The sequence below is a fragment of the Ruegeria sp. SCP11 genome (assembly GCF_040329455.1).
In the GTDB taxonomy this organism is placed as follows: Bacteria; Pseudomonadota; Alphaproteobacteria; order Rhodobacterales; family Rhodobacteraceae; genus Ruegeria; species Ruegeria atlantica_E.
Window position 1 is genome coordinate 12,865 of the sequence record NZ_JBDZYG010000005.1, and the last position, 20,289, is coordinate 33,153.

Genomic DNA, 20,289 nt, shown 5'->3' on the forward strand with positions numbered 1-20,289 from the left:
GTGGCGCCATGACGCCGCACTCCCGTTCGATCACCTTGAATTCACCCGAAGAAACAGCAGATCTGGCCGCCCGGCTGGGCGCAGAATTGCAGCCTGGGGACATCGTTTTGCTCGAGGGTGAGATCGGCACCGGCAAAACTCATTTCGCCCGCAGCCTGATCCAGTCTCTGATGGTCGTGCCCGAGGATGTCCCATCACCCACCTTCACGTTGGTGCAGGCCTATGACACTACATCTGGCGAAATCTGGCATTGCGATCTGTATCGGTTGAGCGTTGTGGAGGAGATCGAAGAGCTGGGCCTGACCGAGGCTTTCGATACCGCCATCTGCCTGATCGAATGGCCCGACAAACTGGGGCCGCTGACCCCCACTACCGCGTTGACACTACACTTGGAAACAGACCCTAATTCAATGGAAACACGACAACTGACCCTAATTTGGTCCGATCCGAAATGGCCCCAAAAACTGGAGGGCACTGAATGACAAACCGGGCTGTGCTGGCCGAGGCTCTGATTGCGCAGACACCTTGGTCCAATGCGACACAAGCACCGTTGGCTGGGGATGCTTCAAACCGCCGGTATGAGCGTTTGACCGATCCCGATACCGGCCGCACTGCTGTTCTGATGGACTCGCCGCCGGGACAGGCTGAACCGGTCGAGGCCTTTGTCCGCATGGCAAAGTATTTGAGGAAAATTGGCCTCAGTGCACCTGAGATTTACGCCGAGGATACTGAATACGGCTTTCTGCTGTTGGAAGATTTGGGCGATGACCTGTTCGCCCGCGTTCTGAAACAGACCCCGAAGATGGAGCGCGAGCTTTACGAGGCCGCAACCGACGTGCTGATCGAGTTGTACAACGCGCCTACACTATCACTGCCATCCTACGACCCGACCCTGATGACAGAGCTGGCGGCGCTGGCCTTTACAAAATACGCGCAGGCGGTTCTTGGCGAACATGATGCGGACTCGCGGGTTCGGTTTGAGCATCGTTTCGCAGACATTCTGCATCGGGAAACTTCGGGCAGCAAAGTGGTTGTACAGCGCGATTATCATGCGGAAAACATGATCTGGTTGCCGGACCGTGAAGGGGTGAAACGCGTGGGGCTTTTGGATTTCCAGACCGCGATGCTGGGGCATCCGGGCTATGATCTTGTCTCGCTGCTGCAGGATGTGCGCCGTGATGTGGCCCCCGGCACTGAGATGCGGATGGTGAACCGCTATATCGCTGCAACTGGTGTGAATGATCACGAGTTCCGAACCGCCTACGCAGTGCTGGGTGCTCAACGCAACCTACGGATTCTGGGCGTGTTTGCCCGTCTGGCGACGGAATACGGTAAACCTCATTACATTGATCTGATTCCGGCCACCTGGGCGCATTTGATGCGCGATCTGAACCACCCGTCGCTGGTCACGGTCGCAGATCTGGTGCGAGAGGCCCTGCCCGCACCAACACCGGAAAACCTGGACAGGCTCAGAAACGCATGACCCGACACCCCGAAGCCCTGATGCTGTTTGCTGCCGGGTTCGGTACCCGTATGGGCGCGCTGACCAAAGACCGGCCGAAACCGCTGATCCAGGTCGCGGGCCGACCGCTGATCGACCACACGTTGGATTTAGTAGGTGATCTGCAACCAGCGCGAGTAGTTGCGAACCTGCATTATCTGCCTGATCAGCTTGAGGCGCATCTGGCCCCCAAAGGCGTGCTGCTGTCGCGCGAAGAACCCGAGATTTTGGAAACAGGCGGCGGGCTGCGCGCCGCTCTGCCCCTGTTGGGAACTGGCCCGGTCTACACCCTGAACACCGATGCAATCTGGTCCGGTCCGAATCCGCTGAACTTGCTGCGTGACGTGTGGGACCCGGACAGGATGGATGCGTTATTGATGTGTGTTCCGATCACCCAAACCATCGGGCATGCTGGACCGGGTGATTTTACTGCCGATGCCGATGGCCGAATAACCCGCGGCCCGGGGCTGGTCTATGGGGGCGCGCAGATCATGAAGACCGACGGGCTGATGGATGTTTCGGAGAAAGCGTTCTCGTTGAACGTCCTCTGGGATCAAATGCACAAGCGGGACCGGCTGTTCGCCGCCATCTACCCCGGTCGTTGGTGCGATGTGGGTCGCCCGGAAGGGATCGCTCTGGCCCAGGGCTTGATCGCCGATGTTTGAGCCCAGCGCTGCGCCTCGTGTCTTTGCCGTACCGCCGGGAGCAGACTTCCCCAAGGCGTTGGTGAATGGGTTGCGGGCGCGCGCTGACACACACCCGCCCGAGGCACTGGCGCGGGTGCAACTTGTGGTCAACACCCGCCGCATGACCCGCCGCGTACGTGACCTGTTCGATCAGGGTCCGGCTTGCCTGCTACCGCGCCTTTCGTTGGTAACGGACCTCGGCGACAGCGTCGATCTGGCGCAAATCCCACCCGCCATCCCGCCGTTGCGACGCAGGCTGGAGTTGACGCAACTCATCGCCAAGCTCTTGGAACAGCAGCCTGATCTGGCAGCGCGGTCATCTCTGTTCGATCTGTCCGACAGTCTGGCCGCACTGATTGATGAAATGCAGGGTGAAGGGGTTTCTCCGGACGCCATCCGACAACTGGATGTCAGTGACATGTCAGGGCACTGGGCGCGCGCGCAGGCCTTCATTGGTATAGCAGACCACTTCATCAATTCCGGCCCCGATGCGCTGGACGCGCAGGCACGGCAACGGCAGGTTGTGGAAAACCTGATCGACCGCTGGCACGTTGCACCACCGCAGCACCCGGTAATCCTTGCAGGTTCAACGGGTTCACGCGGCACCACACTAATGTTGATGGAAGCCGTCGCCCGCTTGCCGCAAGGCGCGCTGATCCTGCCCGGTTACGATTTCGACCAGCCAGATCATGTCTGGCAGGGGCTGGACGATGCGCTGACCTCGGAAGATCATCCGCAATACCGGTTCCGCAAGCTGATGACCCGGCTTGAGATACAGCCCGGCCAGATCGAACATTGGACCAATGACCCTGCCCCGTCACCTACCCGTAACCGGTTGGTTTCACTTGCCTTACGGCCCGCTCCGATCACCGATGCGTGGATGTCCGAAGGTCCACTGCTGACTGATCTGAGCGGAGCTACCAAAGACCTAACACTGGTCGAGGCGCAATCCCCACGGGCTGAGGCGCTAGCCATTGCGTTGCGCCTGCGGGAAGCGGCCGAAACCGGCCAGACTGCGGCGCTGATCACGCCTGATCGGATGCTGACCCGTCAGGTCAGTGCCGCACTCGATCGCTGGAACATCCTGCCGGATGACAGTGCGGGTCTTCCGTTGCAGCTATCGCCTCCGGGCCGGTTCCTGCGCCATGTTGCGGGCCTGTTTGTCCGACGGCTGGAGGGTGAGGCGCTGCTTACCCTCCTGAAACACCCGCTCTGCCATGGGGGCGGCGATCGCGGCGCGCATCTGTTGCATACGCGGGATCTGGAACTGGATTTGCGACGTCACGGTCCTCCGTTCCCCGACAGCGCCAGTCTAACTGCTTTTGCCATCCGCAAAGAGGTGCCCGAGGACTGGATGCGCTGGGTGACCACGCATTTCTGCGACCAACACATCAAGGGTGAGCTGCCTTTGTCCGAGTGGGTCACCCGACTGCGCGCGTTAGCCGAGGCGATCTCGACCGGAAGTGAAGGTGACACAGGACCGCTGTGGGAGAAGAACGCGGGCCAAAAGGCATTTTCGGTCATGACGGCATTGGAAGACGAGGCCCAGCAAGGCGGCCCCATGACCGCCCATGATTTCGCTGATCTTCTGGGCGCACTGCTAGCGGGTGAAGAGGTTCGCGACCGCGACGCACCACACCCGCATATCATGATCTGGGGCACACTCGAAGCCCGGGTTCAGGGGGCCGATCTGCTGATCTTGGGCGGCCTGAACGAAGGTAGCTGGCCCGAGGCCGCGGCGCCAGACCCCTGGCTGAACCGCCAGATGCGCGACAAGGCCGGTCTTTTGCTGCCCGAACGCCGAATTGGCCTATCGGCTCATGATTTCCAACAAGCGGTCGGCGCGCCGGAGGTCTGGCTGACCCGCGCCACTCGGTCCGATGACGCTGAAACTGTGCCGTCTCGCTGGCTGAACCGCATGACGAACCTGCTGCAAGGCTTGCCGGGACAGGGTGGCCCCGAGGCACTGACAGCAATGAGGGCTCGTGGTCAGGAATATCTCCGTTGGTCGGAACAGTTGGAGGCTGCACCGAGGCTCAAGCCCGCGCCGCGCCCGTCCCCGCGGCCTCCGGTCTCTGCGCGTCCAAACCGCTTGAGCGTCACGGAAATCAAGCGCCTGATCCGTGACCCATACGCGATCTATGCCAAACATGTGCTGAAACTGCGCCCCCTGAACCCACTGGTGCAAGCTCCCGATGCCCTGTTGCGCGGAATCGTCATCCACGAAGTTCTCGAGCATTTCATCAAAGACAGTGTTCTGGATACAGCTTTGCTGACCCGTGAGAATTTCCTGAAACGCGCCGAAACGCTGCTGTATCAGCATGTCGCTTGGCCTACCGCCCGCAAACTGTGGCTGGCGCGGTTAGAGCGGATTGCCGATGACTTCCTGACCGCAGAAACCTCCCGGCGCGGCAATGGTGGACCCGTTGCCTTTGAGGCAACGATGAAACTGGTGCTATCGCCGCTGGATTTCACCATCGCAGGCCGCGCCGACCGGATCGACCACAACAGCCGCGGCGCATTGCGAATTGTGGATTACAAAACCGGCACACCTCCGACCGAAAGCCAACAGGCGAAGTTCGACAAGCAGCTTTTGATCGAGGCTGCGATGGCAGAGCAGGGCGCAATCGAGGGGGTCGATCCGCTGCCGGTGGCCGAAGCGGTCTTTATCGGCATGGGTGGCACATACAAAGAGGTCGCCGCTCCCTTGGCCAAGGAGCCACCTGACAAGGTTTTGGCCGAACTAAAAGAGCTGATTTCTGCTTATTTAGAGCCTGATCAGGGCTTCACCTCCCGCCGGATGCTGCACAAGGACACAGATATTGGCGACTATGACCATCTGGCGCGGTTCGGCGAATGGGACCGCACCGATGAAACCGATCCAGAGGTGCTGAAATGAGCGCCCGCAACGATGCGACCGAGCGGCAAGTACAGGCCGCGCGACCGGATGCCTCGACCTGGTTGGCGGCCAATGCGGGATCGGGCAAAACCCGGGTGCTGACCGACCGCGTGGCACGGTTGCTGCTAGGTGGGGTACAGCCGCAGCACATTCTCTGCCTGACCTACACCAAAGCCGCCGCCAGTGAGATGCAGAACCGTCTTTTTGATCGCCTCGGTCAATGGGCAATGAAAGACGATGCTGGCCTGCTGGCGCAACTGACTGACCTGGGCGTGCAAGGGCTGATCGACCCGGACAGGCTTGCACAGGCACGCACCCTGTTTGCCCGCGCCATCGAGACGCCGGGCGGACTGAAAATCCAGACGATTCACTCCTTCTGCGCCTCGCTACTGCGACGGTTCCCGCTGGAGGCCGGGGTCAGCCCGCAGTTCTCCGAGATGGAAGACCGTGCTGCCGCTCTGTTACGCGAAGAGATCGTTGAGGATTTTGCCGAAGGTCCGCAGGCTGCACTGATTGAGGACGTCGCTCGGTTTGTCACCGATACCGGGTTTGAAAACCTGACCGCTGCCATAGCTCACAAGCGAAACCTGTTCGCACAGCCGTTGGTGTGGCCTGATTTGTTGCAACGGTTCGATCTGCCTGAGGGATTTGATGAAGACGCCTTGCAGGCTCGAGTGTTTTTGGGGGGTGAGGTCGAACTGATCCAAGCGATGCTGCCCACGCTGGCATCAAGTGGTGACAGAGATTCAAAAGCAGCAAAAAAACTATCGAGCTTTACCAGCGCCGGGTTAAGCCAACTCGCTCTCCTCGAGAACGTAATGCTGAACGGCAAAGGGGCTAAGGAACCCTTCAAAGCCAAAATAAACAGCTTCCCGACCAAGGCCCTGCGCGAAGGTGCGCTGGCCGACCGAATGCCACAGCTGGAATCCTTTATGCTGCGGGTTGAGGCCGCACGACAGCAGCGCTTGGCATTGGTCGCGGCGCGCAAGACGCATGTCCTGCACCGCTTTGCCGCAGCCTTTCTGCCGGAATACGAGCGGCGCAAGCAGCTGCGCGGCTGGCTGGATTTCGACGACCTGATCCTACGCGCACGGCAGGTTCTGAACGACCCGGCTGTGGCGGAATGGGTGCTGTACCGTTTGGACGGCGGCATCGACCATATCCTTGTGGACGAGGCGCAGGACACAAGCCCCGACCAATGGGACGTGGTCGAGAAACTGGCGCAGGAGTTCACCAGCGGGGAAGGGGCCCGGTCCGGGGTTGAACGCACAATTTTCGTAGTCGGCGACAAGAAACAGTCGATTTATTCCTTTCAGGGGGCGGACCCACAGGCGTTTGACCGGATGCAGCAAGAGTTTGGGCAAAGATTGGAAGAATCAGGCTCGAAACTGTGGGATTCAACGCTGGAATACTCGTTTCGATCTTCCAGTGCGATCCTGTCTCTGGTCGATATCCTGTTTGAAAACCGCGCCGAGGCCGGGTTCCACAAGGAAAGCCAGCACCGCGCCTTCAAGGCAGATCTGCCAGGTCGTGTCGATTTATGGCCGGTGGTCGAAAAAGTCGACGAGGATGAGGACGGAGACTGGACCGATCCGGTAGACCGCCCCGGCGCGCGGCATCACACAGTCATTCTGGCCGAGCAGGTGGCCCGTTCGATCAAAACCATGATCGCCACCGGTGAGACGGTCCCTGAGGATGGAAAGACGCCCGGCTCCTTCGTGCGGCGTAAGGTGCAGCCGGGGGATTTCCTGATCCTGGTCCAGCGCCGCTCGGACCTGTTTGCCGAGATCATCCGTGCCTGCAAGGCCGAGGGTCTACCCATTGCCGGGGCAGACCGTTTGAAAGTGGGCGCGGAACTGGCGGTGAAGGACCTTGCCGCGCTGCTGAGCTTTCTAGCCACGCCCGAGGACAACCTGTCGCTGGCGACCGTGTTGAAATCACCTCTGTTCGGTTGGAGTGAACAGCAGCTCTTCGATCTGGCGCATCGGCGGCAGGAGCAATTCTTGTGGGCTGCTCTGCGTCAACGGGCCAAGGAATATCCGGAAACGTTGGAAGTTCTCAATGATCTGCGCGGGCAGATCGACTTTTTACGCCCTTATGACCTGATCGAACGCATCCTGACCCGGCATGACGGGCGGCGGAAATTGTTGGGTCGACTCGGGGCTGAGGCTGAGGACGGAATTAACGCGCTGCTGTCGCAAGCACTTGCTTATGAACGTACCGATATCCCCAGCCTGACCGGGTTCCTCGTCTGGATGCAGACCGACGATCTGGAAATCAAACGGCAGATGAGCGGTGTCGGCAACATGATCCGGGTGATGACAGTACACGGCTCCAAGGGGTTGGAAGCGCCCATCGTGATCCTGCCGGATACTGGAAAAAGGCAGGCGCCGCGCGATGCCGAGATCATGGTGGGTGAGGGCACACCGCTGTGGAAAGTGTCGGCAGATGTATCCCCGGCGCTGATTGTGCAAGCGCGGGCCGAAGCACGGGAGCGAGAGGAAAACGAGCGTCTGAGGTTGCTATATGTGGCTCTAACACGAGCCGAAAAGTGGCTGATCGTGGGTGCGGCAGGGGATGTCGGTAAAGACGGAACCAGTTGGTATCAGATGGTCGAAGCCGCTATGGCGCGGGCAGGGGCCACGCAACTTTCCGGTTCCGAAACGCTCCGTCTGGCCCATGCGGATTGGGACGCGCTGCCGCTGGAGGAACACTCGGAACCCGAGATTGCAGAGACACCGCTGCCTGAGCGGTTCAAGGTTCCAGCCATCGCACCGGAACAGGAACCTGAGACACTCAGCCCGTCAGATCTGGGTGGGGCAAAGGCACTGCCGGGGGATTCGGGTCAGGACGAAGAGGCCGCCAAACTACGCGGCACACGCCTGCATCTGCTGTTGGAGCACTTGCCTTCGCTCCAGCAAGAAAAATGGCCGCAGCTCTGCGCTCGGGTTCTGCCCGATATGCAGGATGTGGAACGGCAGGCCCTGCTGACCGAAGCCCAAAACGTGCTGACGGCCAACCATCTGCAATCCGTCTTTGCGGCCGATACGCTGGCTGAAGTTCCCGTGACTGCTGATCTGAACGGGCGGCGTATGCACGGAGTGATAGACCGACTGATCGTCACCGAAACCGAAGTGCAGGTGATTGATTTCAAATCAAATGCTACGGTTCCTGACAGCCCGGCGACCTGCCCCGAAGGCCTGCTGCGACAGATGGGCGCCTACGCGCAAGCCTTGGCTCAAATCTATCCGGGCCGCGAAATTCGTACGGCCATTCTGTGGACCCGCAATGCCGACCTTATGTGGTTGCCACACGATCTTGTGACGGATGCACTGGCCCGCACCCAGATATCTTGACCTCGGACTGCGGCGACCCTACGTTCTGTTCCCGAGTTTACCCCATTCAGGAGACAGAATATGTCGACCGTAGCCGTAACCGACGATACCTTTGACGCCGAAGTCAAGAACTCCGACATCCCCGTAGTTGTCGATTTCTGGGCCGAATGGTGTGGCCCCTGTAAGCAGATCGGCCCCGCTCTGGAAGAGCTGGCCGCTGAGTACGGTGACAAGATCAAAATCGCCAAGGTGGATGTCGACAGCAACCCGAACTCTGCTGCTGCCATGGGCGTACGCGGCATCCCGGCACTGTTCATCTTCAAGGACGGTCAGGTTGTCTCGAACCGTGCAGGTGCGGCTCCGAAAGCAGCGCTGCAAAGCTGGATCGACGAATCCATCTAACCTTCCATTGAATACAATTCCAAAGGGTGTCCCAAGCGGGGCACCCTTTTTCTTTGGTCAACCTGAGCAGATTGGCAGAACCATTGTCTGTTCGGAGCTGGGCCTCACTCGATCTTCCAGCTCACCGAAATTCCGCTACCGTCTTTATGTGTGAACGTGACGGTATCGCCTTCGATGGAAACAGCTTGACAGTCGTGGGGCAGGGGCACGTCGTCGATCACAAGGTCACGACAATAATATTTGCCCTTCCATTCCCATGAGCCGCTGATGTCTCCGGCTTTGGGGCCTTGGCCCTCAACCACCCCGTCCTTGAGAATTCTTACCCAGGTATTTTCCTGAACAAGCTTCTTACCGACCACCAATTCCGAGAACTTTTCATTGCTGTCTATTTCTTCGGCTGACACCTGCGTCACCGCAAGACCGAACAGCACTGTCAATGGTGTGAGTTGAAAGAGCTTCATCGCTACAATTCCTTGTCCAAATAGACCGATTAATGCCTTCAATGTTAACCGATATTGTCAGCAAAAAAAATTTGCTGCCCACACACCAGTTTTCAATCAATCGCATTTGGCCGGATACACCCTGTTGTTTTGGTTCTTTCAATTCGCGGTAGGTCGTGCAGGTTAGCTCAGAAACGAAAAACAGGAGGTGACATGCCCAAAACTCGGGTTCTTGTGGAGTTCGGAATGGGAACGTCTTTGCGCCGCGAAGACTACACCGAGGCCGCACTTCGGGCGATCAAAGACGCGCTGTGGCACAACTCGGTGAATATGGCCGAGTTGTTCGATTTTCCAAAAGAAGCGATGATTATCGACGCTGAAATCGGGGTTCAGCAGCCCGAAAAGGTAGACAAAGGCGCTCTCACCGCGATCTTCCCCTACGGTCAGCCAAATATCACCGTCACGCAAGGTGGGTTGGATATCGAGAAACCGCATACCGAGGGCCGCACGGTCATTGCCAATGCCGCCATCATTGTTTCGTTCGATATGGAGCCAGTGACATGACCGAAAAGCGTATCATTCTGGAAATGGGTACGGGAAACGATCTGTACGGTCAGGACTATACCAAGGCTGCGCGCCGGGCCGTGCAGGATGCGCTGCACCACTCCTCGATTACTCTGTTTTCAATGCTGGGCATCGACCACGCCGAAATGCAGGTGCGCGTCACGATCGGCGTGCAGGATCCGGAACGTGTAGATTGCGATGTGGTTGCCGCGGATCTGCCGCGCGGGCGAGCACAGGTACGAGCCGTGAAAGGCGGGTTGGATATCGAAGATGCCGATTCTGGTATAAAACACGTGGTCGCTACAGCCGCTATTGAGGCGTTCCTCCCAGACCTCTCGGGCCAATACAAACTGTCCTGAATAAGAAAAAGCCGCTCGTATGAGCGGCTTACATTCTTCTACGAAGTGGTCGCGGATCAAACGTTTCGGATGTCCGCGCGGCACAGGCCGATATCGTCCAGCTGTGCGTCGCTCAGCTCCGACAGAAGCTTGCGGGTCTTGCGGGATTCATTCCACTCGATTGCTTTTTCGTACGTTGCGTAGAACGTGTCCACTACGTGCAGGATGGTAGCTGCTCCGAGCGGCGCATGGATTTTTGCGGTAGTTGCCATTTGCGCATTCCTTCAAACTGAAACAGCCGACCCTTCGTCGGTTGTGAGTCTCATTTAGGATTTTCGGTTGAGTCTCACAATTGCTAGTCCGGTAAACCCGGATTGCGATTCTTGCATATCTTTTAAGCAGTTTGAGAACTGTTGCGCTGCGGGCGGGTCCGGCCCATATAGGGTGCCAGTTAAGAACGGAGGCTCTTATGGCGGACAGCGATTTTCCCGGTTGGCACGGCACCACGATCATTGGCGTCAAGAAAGGCGGTCAGGTGGTGATTGCCGGTGACGGACAGGTCAGCCTGGGCCAAACCGTGATCAAGGGCACCGCCCGCAAGGTCCGCCGCCTGTCGCCCGGCGGGTTCGAGGTTATCGCCGGATTTGCCGGGTCGACCGCTGATGCGTTTACTTTGCTGGAACGGCTGGAGGCCAAGCTTGAGGCTACACCGGGTCAGCTCGCTCGCGCCTCTGTCGAATTGGCCAAGGACTGGCGCACCGATAAATACCTGCAAAAACTTGAAGCGATGCTGATTGTCACCGATGGAAAGGATCTGCTGGTCATTACTGGGGCAGGGGACGTTTTGGAGCCCGAACACAATGTGGCCGCCATCGGATCAGGCGGAAACTTTGCTCTGGCAGCGGCCCGCGCAATGATGGACAGCGATAAAGAAGCCGAACAGGTCGCCCGAGAAGCTATGGCGATTGCCGCCGATATCTGCGTCTATACAAACGGCAATCTGACGGTTGAGACGATCTCAGGCTAGCAGCGCTTTTATCTCCTTGCCTTTCCACCGCAGGTGCATCCCGATCAGGCCCATCAGAGCCGTCACCATCACGATGTAATAGGGCAGACGGATATCAAAGCTCATCAACCCGCCACCGACCAGAGACATGACCCCGCCCGCCAAACAGAATACGGCGGTCGTCACGCCCATGACCCAACCTTGATCCGTTTCGCTGACGGAAGACGAGAACAGCCCCAGCAAGGTTGGGTAAGAAACGCCGAAGAAGAAGTAGAAGAAGAAGACCGGAACATAACTCAGCACACCACTGGGGCTGAAGGCAAAAGCAAATCCGCAAACTACCATAACGACCAGTGAGGTGTAGATGATCTGATGCTTGCTGAACCTTTCCTGTGCGGGTTTGACTAGGAAGGTGCTGGAAAAGGCCAGCGCAAAGCCAATCACCACCATCGCCATGCTTCCACCGATTACTCCGTAGCCCCATGCACTTGTCAGGAAGTTGTCGACGAAGACATAGAATGTGACATTGGCGACCATAAACAGCGCATAGACTGGCAGGATTTTCAGGACCATCGGGTGTTCGCGCACTGCAATCAGACTGTCGGTGATATCGCGGGGTCGGAACACGAAGGCCAAGCGCTCGGTACGGGTGTCCTTGAAAAAGAACAGCACCAGGAAAATGGCGATCAGCACCAGAACAAACGCTCCGTAAAACGGGGTTTTCAGCGTGGCGAAGCTGCCCAACAAGGCCGCGTCCGAGAGGACTGCACCGATGATGGGTCCGCCTACGAGCCCAAAGCTGACCCCGGTGACGATATAGCCCATATTGCGGTCCCGATCCGCCGCATCGGTGCTGCCGTCAATCATCGCTGCTTGCGCAATAGGCTGATTTCCGGCGGTAAAGCCAGTAATCGACCGCCCGATAATCAGCAGCAACAGACTGTTTACATATAGTGCCGCGATGGTCAGGGCATAGCCGATGAGCGCTCCACCAAGACAGATCAAAAGCGCATTCTTCCGCCCGATGGAATCCGAGACTTTCGAGACATAGACGACCCCCAGAAACCACGACAGGAAAAAACACCCGATCACCAGCCCGTAATAGAAATGTCGGCGCCCAACGGGCGTACCGTCTGGCAGGAACCCGGACTTGGTCTCCATGATCAGCGAATTGATGATCGGAAAGACTAGCCCTTGTCCGATCAGGTCGACGAATACCACAAACAATAAGGTAATCTTGGCAATCTTGGTCATAAAAACGCCCCCGGTTCCAATACCTTGGGGCGAGTGTACCAGACGAAGCCTTTGTCACCTAACGGCGTGTCAGAGGCCGGCGGGGGTCGGCCTCTGACAAATGCGTTTACTTCAGCGAAGCAACGCCCAAGGGCACACCGGCGACCTCGCACCAGATGTAAACCTCGTTGTAGCCCGACACATCCATGGTTGGCGGTACGGCATAGGATTGCTTGCCGGTCAGGTGCAGCAGCGCGCCCAGCTTGCTGTCGGGGGCATAGGTGCCGTCCTTGCCAAAGGCCACACGCGGGTCGGGGCCGCCATCCAGCGAGAAGTCGTCGTCCAGCTCAACGATGTAACGCTCGCCATCTTTGACCAGTTTCACCGAGCCACTGGTGATGTGGTTCGAGCGGCCCTCGAACGTGCCTTTCTTTTTGGCGCCACCGGCCAAAGCAGCACCAGTACCGGCCAGAGTCAGAGCCGCGCCGGTGGCAGCAGCTTTCACAAAAAGCGAACGACGAGTCATCATGATGAGGTATCTCCATTGATAGATGCAGGCAGTTTTGCCCGTCGCGGACAGTTATGCCGCAGCACGCAAGCGGATGGCGATTCACATCATCACGAAAACCCGTGTGCTTTCCGTGAGTTGGTGTGATGTTTTCGTGATCGGCTTGTGTTTTCGCGCTGTATGATTAGGTTCCGCTGCGAAACAGACGGATAGATTTGACATGACCGACCTGACCCCGCGCGAGATCGTCTCGGAACTGGACCGCTTTATCATCGGGCAGAAAGACGCCAAACGCGCCGTGGCCGTGGCGCTGCGCAACCGCTGGCGGCGCAAGCAGTTGGCCGATGACATCCGGGATGAGGTCTATCCCAAGAACATCCTGATGATCGGCCCCACCGGCGTCGGCAAGACCGAAATCAGCCGCCGTCTGGCGAAACTGGCACGCGCGCCCTTTATCAAGGTCGAAGCCACCAAGTTCACCGAAGTCGGCTATGTCGGTCGTGACGTGGAACAGATCGTGCGCGATCTGGCCGATGCCGCCATCATCCAGACCCGTGAATACATGCGCGAGGATGTGAAGGCCAAGGCCCATCAGGCGGCCGAAGATCGCGTCATCGAAGCCATCGCCGGTACCGACGCCCGCGAAGGCACCCGCGAGATGTTCCGCAAAAAGCTGAAAGCGGGTGAGCTGGACGACACGGTGATCGAGCTGGAACTGTCCGACACCTCAAATCCGATGCCGATGTTTGACGTACCTGGCCAGCCCGGCAGTCAGATGGGCATGATGAATCTGGGCGATATCTTCGGCAAAGCCTTCGGTGGCCGTACCGTCAAGAAACGCATGACAGTCGCCGAAAGCTATGATGCGTTGATCGGGGAAGAGGCAGACAAATTGCTGGACGATGAAACCGTCACCCGCACCGCGCTGGAATCGGTTGAACAAAACGGCATCGTGTTTCTGGACGAGATCGACAAGGTCTGTGCGCGTACGGATGCACGCGGTGGCGACGTTAGCCGCGAAGGGGTGCAGCGCGACCTGCTGCCTCTGATCGAGGGGACCACTGTTTCCACCAAACACGGGCCGGTAAAAACCGACCACATCCTGTTCATAGCGTCTGGCGCATTTCACATCGCCAAACCGTCAGACCTGTTGCCGGAACTTCAGGGCCGCCTGCCGATCCGCGTCGAACTGCGCGCCCTGACTGAAGAGGATTTTGTCCGCATCCTGACCGAGACCGACAACGCCCTGACCCGCCAATACACTGCCTTGATGGGCACCGAGGAGGTCACCGTCAGCTTTACCGAGAACGGCATCGCCGCGCTGGCGCGGATCGCGGCAGATGTAAACCAGAGCGTTGAAAACATCGGTGCAAGGCGGCTTTATACTGTGATGGAGCGGGTCTTCGAAGAGCTGTCCTTCACCGCCCCAGATCAGGCAGGGGCCGAGATCACCGTGAACGCGCAGTTCGTGGAAGATAATCTGGGTGAGCTGACCAAGTCGACGGATCTCAGCCGTTACGTTCTGTAACAGCTTCAGCCGGATTTCGCCGCAATAGTGGCCTCATGTCGCTAGACGTGGGGCCAAAATTCGATAGCTTAGCGCAAAAGGCCGCAAGGACCCGTTTATGCGCTATCTGATCGTTTTGTTTATGTCTCTTTCACTGAGCGCCTGCGTCGACAGGACGGTGTCCGAGATTGTGCCCGCGGCCGCAACCATCGGTACACCAAAGACCGTCTTTGCCAGCACCACCCGAGCCCGCGAAGCAGACGGGTCTTACGGCTTCCGGCGCGGTGAAAAGCTGCAGTTTCTGGACACCACCGTCTCGATCCCGCCAACGCACACGCCAGGAACCCTGAAGTTCTCCTACGCGAACCCAAACCCGCAAAAAGAATTCGTTCTGGCCAATGTGACCGAACTGGACGGGCCACAGGGGCTGCACGAACATCTGCGCGGTCAGGACGACGTGACGATCTTTGTGCACGGGTATAATTCGACCCAGGCCGAAACCATCTTCCGCGCGGCGCAGCTGTCTCATGACATTGGAATTCCAGGCTCGATTCTGGTCTATTCCTGGCCCAGCCGCGCGACCGGGGTAGGCTATGCGTATGATCTCGACAGTATGCTGTTTGCCCGTGACGGTCTGGAACAGACCATCCGCGAGTTGAAATCCATAGGCGTCAAACGGGTTCTTCTGGTAGCGCATTCCATGGGCAGCGCCTTGTCGATGGAGATGATGCGTCAGGCCGAATTGCAGGAACCCGGCTGGGCAAACAGAAACATCGAAGGGGTGGTCTTGATATCCCCCGATCTGGATGTCGATCTGTTTCGGTCACAAATGAGTCGGATCAAGAACCCACCCGACCCTTTCATTGTGATGGTCTCGCAGAAAGACAAAATCCTGAACATTTCAGCACGGCTGCGTGGAACGGACGAGGGTGAGAGGCTGGGCAATATCAGTTCAATCGAGACACTCGAGGAGTTTCCGATCAGCGTCATCGACACGACGGCCTTCAGCAGTGACGCGCAGTCTTCGCATTTCGTTGCCGCGACCTCTCCGGCGTTGCTGGCAATCCTCAGCTCGATCCGGCGTGTCAGCAACACGTTTGGACCAGATGACCGGCCGGGCATCGACATTCTGGTCCCGCCCAGTGAAAGAAACCCCGACGGAGCAACCGAGATTGTACTGACAGAAACCGGGCAGGCGCAGGTGTCCAATCCGTGACGCAGTTCAGCCTGCGTCGGTATCTGACCGAAAACGCAAACTGGCTGAGCGCCGGAATTCTTCTGACCTTTCTGTCGAGTTTTGGGCAAACCTTCTTCATTTCGGTCTTCGCGGGCGAAATCCGCGCTGACTATGGGTTGAGCCACGGCTCCTGGGGCGCAATCTATTCGGCGGGCACCACTCTGTCAGCGGTGGTGATGATCTGGGCCGGAGGGCTAACGGACATCTTCCGCGTACGCGTACTGGGCCCTGTGGTTCTGGCCGGGCTGGTACTGGCCACATTGGCCATGGCACTAAACAACTGGCTGTTGCTATTGCCTCTGGTGGTCTTCTTCCTGCGATTGTTCGGACAAGGGATGAGCACCCATCTCGCCCAGGTTGCAATGGCGCGTTGGTTCACCGCAACCCGCGGTAAGGCCCTGTCGATTGCTTCGATCGGCTTTGCGCTGGGTGAAGCGCTGCTGCCATTGATCTTCGTTGCGGCCATGGGCGTTGTGGAGTGGCGCTGGCTATGGGCTGTTGCCGCGGGCGTTACAGCTTTGGGCATCCCCTTCCTGATCACGTTGCTGCGTCACGAAAGAACACCGCAAAGCCTTGCGGCTGAGTACTCGGCCACCGGCATGCAAAACCGTCACTGGACACGGCGAGAAGCGCTGATGCATCCGCTGTTCTGGTTCATGGTACCTGCAGTTCTGGGCCCGTCGGCCTTTATCACCGCCTTCTTCTTTCATCAGGTGCACCTGGCAGAAGTGAAGGGCTGGCTACATATCCAACTGGTGGCCCTGTTTCCCGTCTATACGGGCGTTTCCCTGCTTTCGATGTTTGCGGCAGGGTGGGCCTTGGACAAATGGGGCACGGCGCGTCTGATGTCGTTTTACCAACTGCCGATTGCGCTTGGTTTTGTCATCTTATCCATGACGACATCTGTTGGTGGCGCTTTGGTCGGTCTGGTCTTTCTGGGGCTGACCGTAGGGGCCAACAGTACTTTGCCAAGCGCCTTTTGGGCCGAGTTCTACGGCACACAGCATATCGGTGCGATCAAGGCGCTGGCCACAGCCGTTATGGTTCTGGGATCAGCTATTGGGCCCGGCCTGACCGGGGTTCTGATCGACACCGGTGTCTCACTTGACACGCAGTTTCTTTGGATAGGTGGCTTTTTCGTCGGTGTCTGCATGCTGGTCTGGATAGGTGTAACCCGCGCTGCACGCAGCCTTTAGCGAATACGGCGCAGATAAACGTAATAGGCCCCGTCGCCGCCGTGACTGATATGGGCGGGCGTCACCTGCATCACCGCTTGCGCCAGCGGTGGGATCGTCAACCAATGCGGCACCTGATTGCGCAACACACCACGCGGGGTCGGGATCGGGCCAGGCTCGTCCCGGTCCTTGCCCTTGCCAGTCACCACGAGCACCAAACGCTTACCCTGTGCCTGCGACGCCAGGACAAAACGGATCAACGCCGGATGCGCGGTATCCACCCGCATCCCGTGCAGATCCAGCTTGCCCTCAGGTTTCAACTTCCCCCGTTTCAATCGGCCAAACGCTTTGCTGTCCATCTGAACCGGGGCACGGCGCAGCGTGTCTGTTATCGATGGTTTCAGGTCATTGGGCTTCTGTTTCGGTTGATGAGATTGGCCCATCTCGAACGCCTCAAACCGGGGTTTTGGCGTCTTTTTAGGCTTGGGCTTGGGCAGAGACGTCGGATGTACCGTTTGCGGGATTTCCGGGTGCATGCGTTCGGCTTGTCTGGCGACCTTGCGCCATAGCTCGATCTCTTCTTCGGTCAGTTTGCGCCGGGTCATCAATACTCGTCCGGCATCAGCGCATAGGCGCGTTGTATTGGCAGCAGAACCACCATCCGGCCCGGGTCTTTCAGACGCCCGGCGGCCTGACCGGCCGCATCTCCGGTGCCAAAGAAGATATCTGCCCGCTGCGCGCCTTTGATGGCAGCCCCGGTATCTTGCGCGATCATCAATCGTCGTATTGGCTTTTTGCCATCTTTCTCGACCCAGACAGGCGCGCCCAGCGGTGTGTAAGACGGGTCGGTGGCGATGCTGCGCATGGTCGTCACGGATCGGTTCATCGCTCCTAGTGGCCCAAGCTCGGGCGCAATCTGCGAGACCTCGCGAAAGAACACGTAGGACGGATTGTGGAACAGCAACTCCGCCCCGGCCTCGGGGTTTTTACGAACCCAGGCGCGGATCATTTGGGCACTAACTTCATGCGCGCCCAAGGCACCGCGGCGGATCAGCTCGGCCCCGATGGACCGATAGGGGTGCCCGTTCGCACCGCCATAACCCACCCGCAGGGCGCCGCCATCCGGCAGGCGAATACGACCCGATCCTTGAATTTGCAGAAAGAACAACTCAACCGGATCGTCGACCCACGCAATCTCCAACCCCCGATCGGTCATCGCATCCCCGGTCAGGATCTCGCGGCGGCTGAGCCACGGCCCCTCGGCTCGCGCTTCGGGCGGCATTTTGTAAATTGGGTATTTGAACCGGTCGGTCTGGGTGCGCGATCCGTCCAGTTCGGGTTCGAAATAGCCGGTGAACAGCGCGTCTTTGCCGTCTTCGACCAGAACTGGACGAAAGAACAATTCAAAGAATGCCCGCGCCGCTTCGGCCTCATAAGTCCGGGCCACGCCGCACAAGGCGCGCCAATCTGGATCATCCAAATCGCCACAGGTGTTCAGAAAAACCGAAAGGGCCGCCCCGTGATCATCGGCGGCCCAGCCCTCTAGGTCATCAAAGGACAGGATCGTGCGCGTTGCCTCAGCTCCGGCGGCGCTTGCGGTGGTCATCGCGCCCACCAGTAAGAGCGACCGGAGTTTGGCAATCATGCGTCCGTGGCAACAAGCAGCCAGTTCGGATCGTCAGAGCCCATAACGCGGGCAAAGGTCCAGCTGTCCTTTTGGCGTTTGACGGTGTTGGGGTTGCCTTCGATGATGTCGCCGCCGCGATCCCGCACGACCGAGGTCAGTTCACCCACGAATTTCATGGTGATCTCAGCCTGATTGGTATCCTTGTCGAACTTCGCATCAGCCAGCGTGGTTTCGCGCACACCGATGAATTCAGCCTCGATAGTCAGGCCCTGATCTTCGCGGGCGGCCACGACCGAGACGAATGTATCAAACACCTCTTCGGACAGGAAAGGCTGGATTTCGTCCAGATTTCCTTTTTCGAACCCCATGACGATCATCTCATAAGCACCGCGCGCGCCCTGCACGAATTCACTGACCGAGAAGCTGGGCTCAACCCGCTTCATTGCAGCCAGGGTCTGTGCCTGCTCGCTGTCTTCGGCAACATGGTCTGTGATGTCATGATCCGGACCACCGTCGATCACTTCGAACCCGCGGCGAGCATTTTGCGTATCGGGCTGCTGTTGAACGGGAGGTTTCTCAAAACCTTCACGCGTGCCCAGCACACTTTTCAGGCGCAGGATCAGGAAAACGGCAATTCCGGCCAGGACCAGCAACTGGATCATCGGTTCGTTCATTTCATCCTCTTTTCAGGCCGCGACTTTGTATACGCGGCCTCATGCCACTATGTAGGTGACAGTTTGTGGCAAGTCCACCGCCCGGCCTCTTGTAAAGGATAACGCAAATGTACCTGTTCTTGGCATTTTTATTGGTCCCGATCATCGAGATCGCCCTGTTTATTCAGGTTGGCGGTCTTATCGGCCTGTGGCCAACGCTAGCAATCGTGGTACTGACAGCCATTTTGGGCACTGCTTTGGTCAGGACACAAGGTCGCATGGCGCTGGCCAATTTGCAGCGATCCTTCGCCGAACTGGACGACCCGACCGAGCCGCTGGCCCATGGCGCGATGATCCTGCTATCCGGCGCTTTGTTGTTGACCCCGGGATTTTTCACCGATGCGGTTGGTTTTGCGCTGCTTGTTCCGGGCATTCGAGTGACCGTATTCCGCTATCTGAAGTCCAAGGTGAAAGTTACTCAATTCCAGATGGGTACCGGCGCGCAGTTCCGAACCGGAGCGTCGCCGTTTGACGAGGATGTGATTGACGGCGAATTTACCGAGGTTCGGCCGCGCCAGAACCCCTCCAAGCCTTCCAAATGGGTCGAAGGGCCGCACCAGCATTGAGGTGCCGCGCCCAACTTGCTAAGCAATGGAAAATTTCATTTTTGGAGTAGATCCATGGCCGAAGAAAAAGCTGCAGAAAACACTGCGGCCCAAGCAGCCCCTCAAGTTCAGATGCGCGTTTTGGGACAGTTCATCCGCGATATGTCCTTTGAAAACGTTATGGCGCAAAAGGGCGTATCCGGTGACGTTCAGCCCGAGATTGCCGTTCAGGTGAACCTGGATGCAAAAAAACGTCAGGTCGAGCATCAATACGAAGTCTCAATCAAGCTGAAACTGACGTCCAAAGCCAAAGGCCTGGAAGACGTCCTGTTCCTGTGCGAGATCGACTATTGCGGCCTGTTCCACGTAGAAGGCGTTGCCGAGGACCAACTGCACCCCTTCCTGCTGATCGAGTGCCCGCGCATGCTGTTCCCGTTCCTGCGCCGCATTGTCAGCGACATCACCCGCGACGGCGGCTATCCGCCGGTGAATCTGGACAACATCGACTTCGTTGCTCTGTATCGCAACGAACTGATGCGTCGTCAGGCCGAAGCACAGAAAACCGAAGCCTGA

General features: G+C 58.3%; 21 protein-coding genes. 14 read left to right on the forward strand and 7 right to left on the reverse strand.

From position 1 onward, the window contains the following. Positions 1–8 precede the first annotated feature (8 nt). From tsaE to trxA, 6 genes are read left to right on the forward strand one after another with little or no spacing between them, the layout of a single operon-like run. Positions 9–482, forward strand: a complete 474-nt coding sequence (gene tsaE / locus ABLN94_RS08935; protein ID WP_352991705.1) for a tRNA (adenosine(37)-N6)-threonylcarbamoyltransferase complex ATPase subunit type 1 TsaE — start codon at positions 9–11, stop codon at positions 480–482. Further along, positions 479–1,483, forward strand: coding sequence for an aminoglycoside phosphotransferase family protein (locus ABLN94_RS08940; protein ID WP_352991707.1), 1,005 nt, complete (start codon positions 479–481; stop codon positions 1,481–1,483). Before tsaE ends, ABLN94_RS08940 begins: the two co-directional genes overlap by 4 nt. Next, positions 1,480–2,166 carry a nucleotidyltransferase family protein gene (locus tag ABLN94_RS08945; protein WP_352991708.1) on the forward strand — a complete coding sequence of 229 codons (687 nt, stop codon included), beginning with the start codon at positions 1,480–1,482 and terminating at the stop codon, positions 2,164–2,166. Before ABLN94_RS08940 ends, ABLN94_RS08945 begins: the two co-directional genes overlap by 4 nt. Continuing rightward, positions 2,159–5,086: a double-strand break repair protein AddB gene (gene addB, locus ABLN94_RS08950; protein ID WP_352991710.1), complete on the forward strand. Its 2,928-nt coding sequence runs from the start codon at positions 2,159–2,161 to the stop codon at positions 5,084–5,086. The genes ABLN94_RS08945 and addB overlap by 8 nt, the downstream gene beginning before the upstream one ends. Beyond that, a complete protein-coding gene (gene addA, locus ABLN94_RS08955) occupies positions 5,083–8,442 on the forward strand; it encodes a double-strand break repair helicase AddA (protein WP_352991712.1) in 3,360 nt (1,119 codons plus the stop codon). Before addB ends, addA begins: the two co-directional genes overlap by 4 nt. 60 nt (positions 8,443–8,502) lie before the next feature. Continuing rightward, the gene (trxA, locus tag ABLN94_RS08960) at positions 8,503–8,823 is read left to right on the forward strand and encodes a thioredoxin (RefSeq protein ID WP_068339912.1); all 321 of its coding nucleotides are present in this window, start codon (positions 8,503–8,505) and stop codon (positions 8,821–8,823) included. A 104-nt stretch (positions 8,824–8,927) separates the two neighbouring features. Here trxA and ABLN94_RS08965 read toward each other — a convergent pair whose 3' ends face one another. Continuing rightward, the gene (locus ABLN94_RS08965; RefSeq protein ID WP_352991714.1) at positions 8,928–9,284 is read right to left on the reverse strand and encodes a hypothetical protein; all 357 of its coding nucleotides are present in this window, start codon (positions 9,282–9,284) and stop codon (positions 8,928–8,930) included. A 192-nt stretch (positions 9,285–9,476) separates the two neighbouring features. Between ABLN94_RS08965 and ABLN94_RS08970 the strand changes: the two genes are divergently transcribed. Both ABLN94_RS08970 and ABLN94_RS08975 read left to right on the forward strand, forming a co-directional pair. Next, positions 9,477–9,827, forward strand: a complete 351-nt coding sequence (locus ABLN94_RS08970; protein ID WP_352991716.1) for a Lin0512 family protein — start codon at positions 9,477–9,479, stop codon at positions 9,825–9,827. Continuing rightward, on the forward strand, positions 9,824–10,186 hold the full coding sequence (locus ABLN94_RS08975) for a Lin0512 family protein (RefSeq protein ID WP_352991718.1): 363 nt from the start codon (positions 9,824–9,826) through the stop codon (positions 10,184–10,186). Before ABLN94_RS08970 ends, ABLN94_RS08975 begins: the two co-directional genes overlap by 4 nt. Before the next feature lie 56 nt (positions 10,187–10,242). Here ABLN94_RS08975 and ABLN94_RS08980 read toward each other — a convergent pair whose 3' ends face one another. After that, positions 10,243–10,437: a DUF1127 domain-containing protein gene (locus ABLN94_RS08980; protein ID WP_170487856.1), complete on the reverse strand. Its 195-nt coding sequence runs from the start codon at positions 10,435–10,437 to the stop codon at positions 10,243–10,245. Positions 10,438–10,634: 197 nt separating this feature from the next. Here ABLN94_RS08980 and hslV point away from each other — a divergent pair, with 197 nt between their 5' ends. After that, positions 10,635–11,192, forward strand: coding sequence for an ATP-dependent protease subunit HslV (gene hslV / locus ABLN94_RS08985; protein ID WP_170487858.1), 558 nt, complete (start codon positions 10,635–10,637; stop codon positions 11,190–11,192). Here the strand turns inward: hslV and ABLN94_RS08990 are convergent. Together ABLN94_RS08990 and ABLN94_RS08995 are read right to left on the reverse strand one after the other, a co-directional pair. After that, positions 11,184–12,425, reverse strand: a complete 1,242-nt coding sequence (locus ABLN94_RS08990; RefSeq protein WP_352991720.1) for an MFS transporter — start codon at positions 12,423–12,425, stop codon at positions 11,184–11,186. The two genes, hslV and ABLN94_RS08990, sit on opposite strands and share 9 nt — an antisense overlap. 106 nt (positions 12,426–12,531) lie before the next feature. Next, positions 12,532–12,933, reverse strand: coding sequence for a DM13 domain-containing protein (locus ABLN94_RS08995; protein ID WP_352991722.1), 402 nt, complete (start codon positions 12,931–12,933; stop codon positions 12,532–12,534). A gap of 199 nt (positions 12,934–13,132) precedes the next feature. Between ABLN94_RS08995 and hslU the strand changes: the two genes are divergently transcribed. From hslU to ABLN94_RS09010, 3 genes are all read left to right on the forward strand, one after another. After that, positions 13,133–14,440, forward strand: coding sequence for an ATP-dependent protease ATPase subunit HslU (hslU, locus tag ABLN94_RS09000; protein ID WP_352991724.1), 1,308 nt, complete (start codon positions 13,133–13,135; stop codon positions 14,438–14,440). A gap of 97 nt (positions 14,441–14,537) precedes the next feature. Beyond that, positions 14,538–15,635, forward strand: a complete 1,098-nt coding sequence (locus ABLN94_RS09005) for an alpha/beta hydrolase (RefSeq protein WP_352991726.1) — start codon at positions 14,538–14,540, stop codon at positions 15,633–15,635. Further along, entirely contained in the window at positions 15,632–16,852 is a 1,221-nt protein-coding gene (locus ABLN94_RS09010; RefSeq protein ID WP_352991728.1) for an MFS transporter, read from the forward strand. The genes ABLN94_RS09005 and ABLN94_RS09010 overlap by 4 nt, the downstream gene beginning before the upstream one ends. Here the strand turns inward: ABLN94_RS09010 and ABLN94_RS09015 are convergent. Genes ABLN94_RS09015 through ABLN94_RS09025 form a run of 3 tightly spaced genes read right to left on the reverse strand, consistent with a single transcriptional unit; the run spans position 16,849 to position 19,132 of the window. Then, complete coding sequence (locus tag ABLN94_RS09015) at positions 16,849–17,436, reverse strand: Smr/MutS family protein (protein WP_352991730.1); 588 nt, start codon at positions 17,434–17,436, stop codon at positions 16,849–16,851. The two genes, ABLN94_RS09010 and ABLN94_RS09015, sit on opposite strands and share 4 nt — an antisense overlap. Then, positions 17,436–18,476 carry a murein transglycosylase A gene (mltA, locus tag ABLN94_RS09020; protein ID WP_352991731.1) on the reverse strand — a complete coding sequence of 347 codons (1,041 nt, stop codon included), beginning with the start codon at positions 18,474–18,476 and terminating at the stop codon, positions 17,436–17,438. The genes ABLN94_RS09015 and mltA overlap by 1 nt, the downstream gene beginning before the upstream one ends. Then, positions 18,473–19,132 (reverse strand): Tim44/TimA family putative adaptor protein, encoded by a 660-nt coding sequence (locus tag ABLN94_RS09025; protein ID WP_352991733.1) that lies wholly within the window; start codon positions 19,130–19,132, stop codon positions 18,473–18,475. The genes mltA and ABLN94_RS09025 overlap by 4 nt, the downstream gene beginning before the upstream one ends. A 107-nt stretch (positions 19,133–19,239) precedes the next feature. Between ABLN94_RS09025 and ABLN94_RS09030 the strand changes: the two genes are divergently transcribed. Both ABLN94_RS09030 and secB read left to right on the forward strand, forming a co-directional pair. Further along, positions 19,240–19,737: an FxsA family protein gene (locus ABLN94_RS09030; RefSeq protein ID WP_352991734.1), complete on the forward strand. Its 498-nt coding sequence runs from the start codon at positions 19,240–19,242 to the stop codon at positions 19,735–19,737. Between the two features lie 54 nt (positions 19,738–19,791). Next, the gene (gene secB, locus ABLN94_RS09035) at positions 19,792–20,289 is read left to right on the forward strand and encodes a protein-export chaperone SecB (RefSeq protein ID WP_352991736.1); all 498 of its coding nucleotides are present in this window, start codon (positions 19,792–19,794) and stop codon (positions 20,287–20,289) included.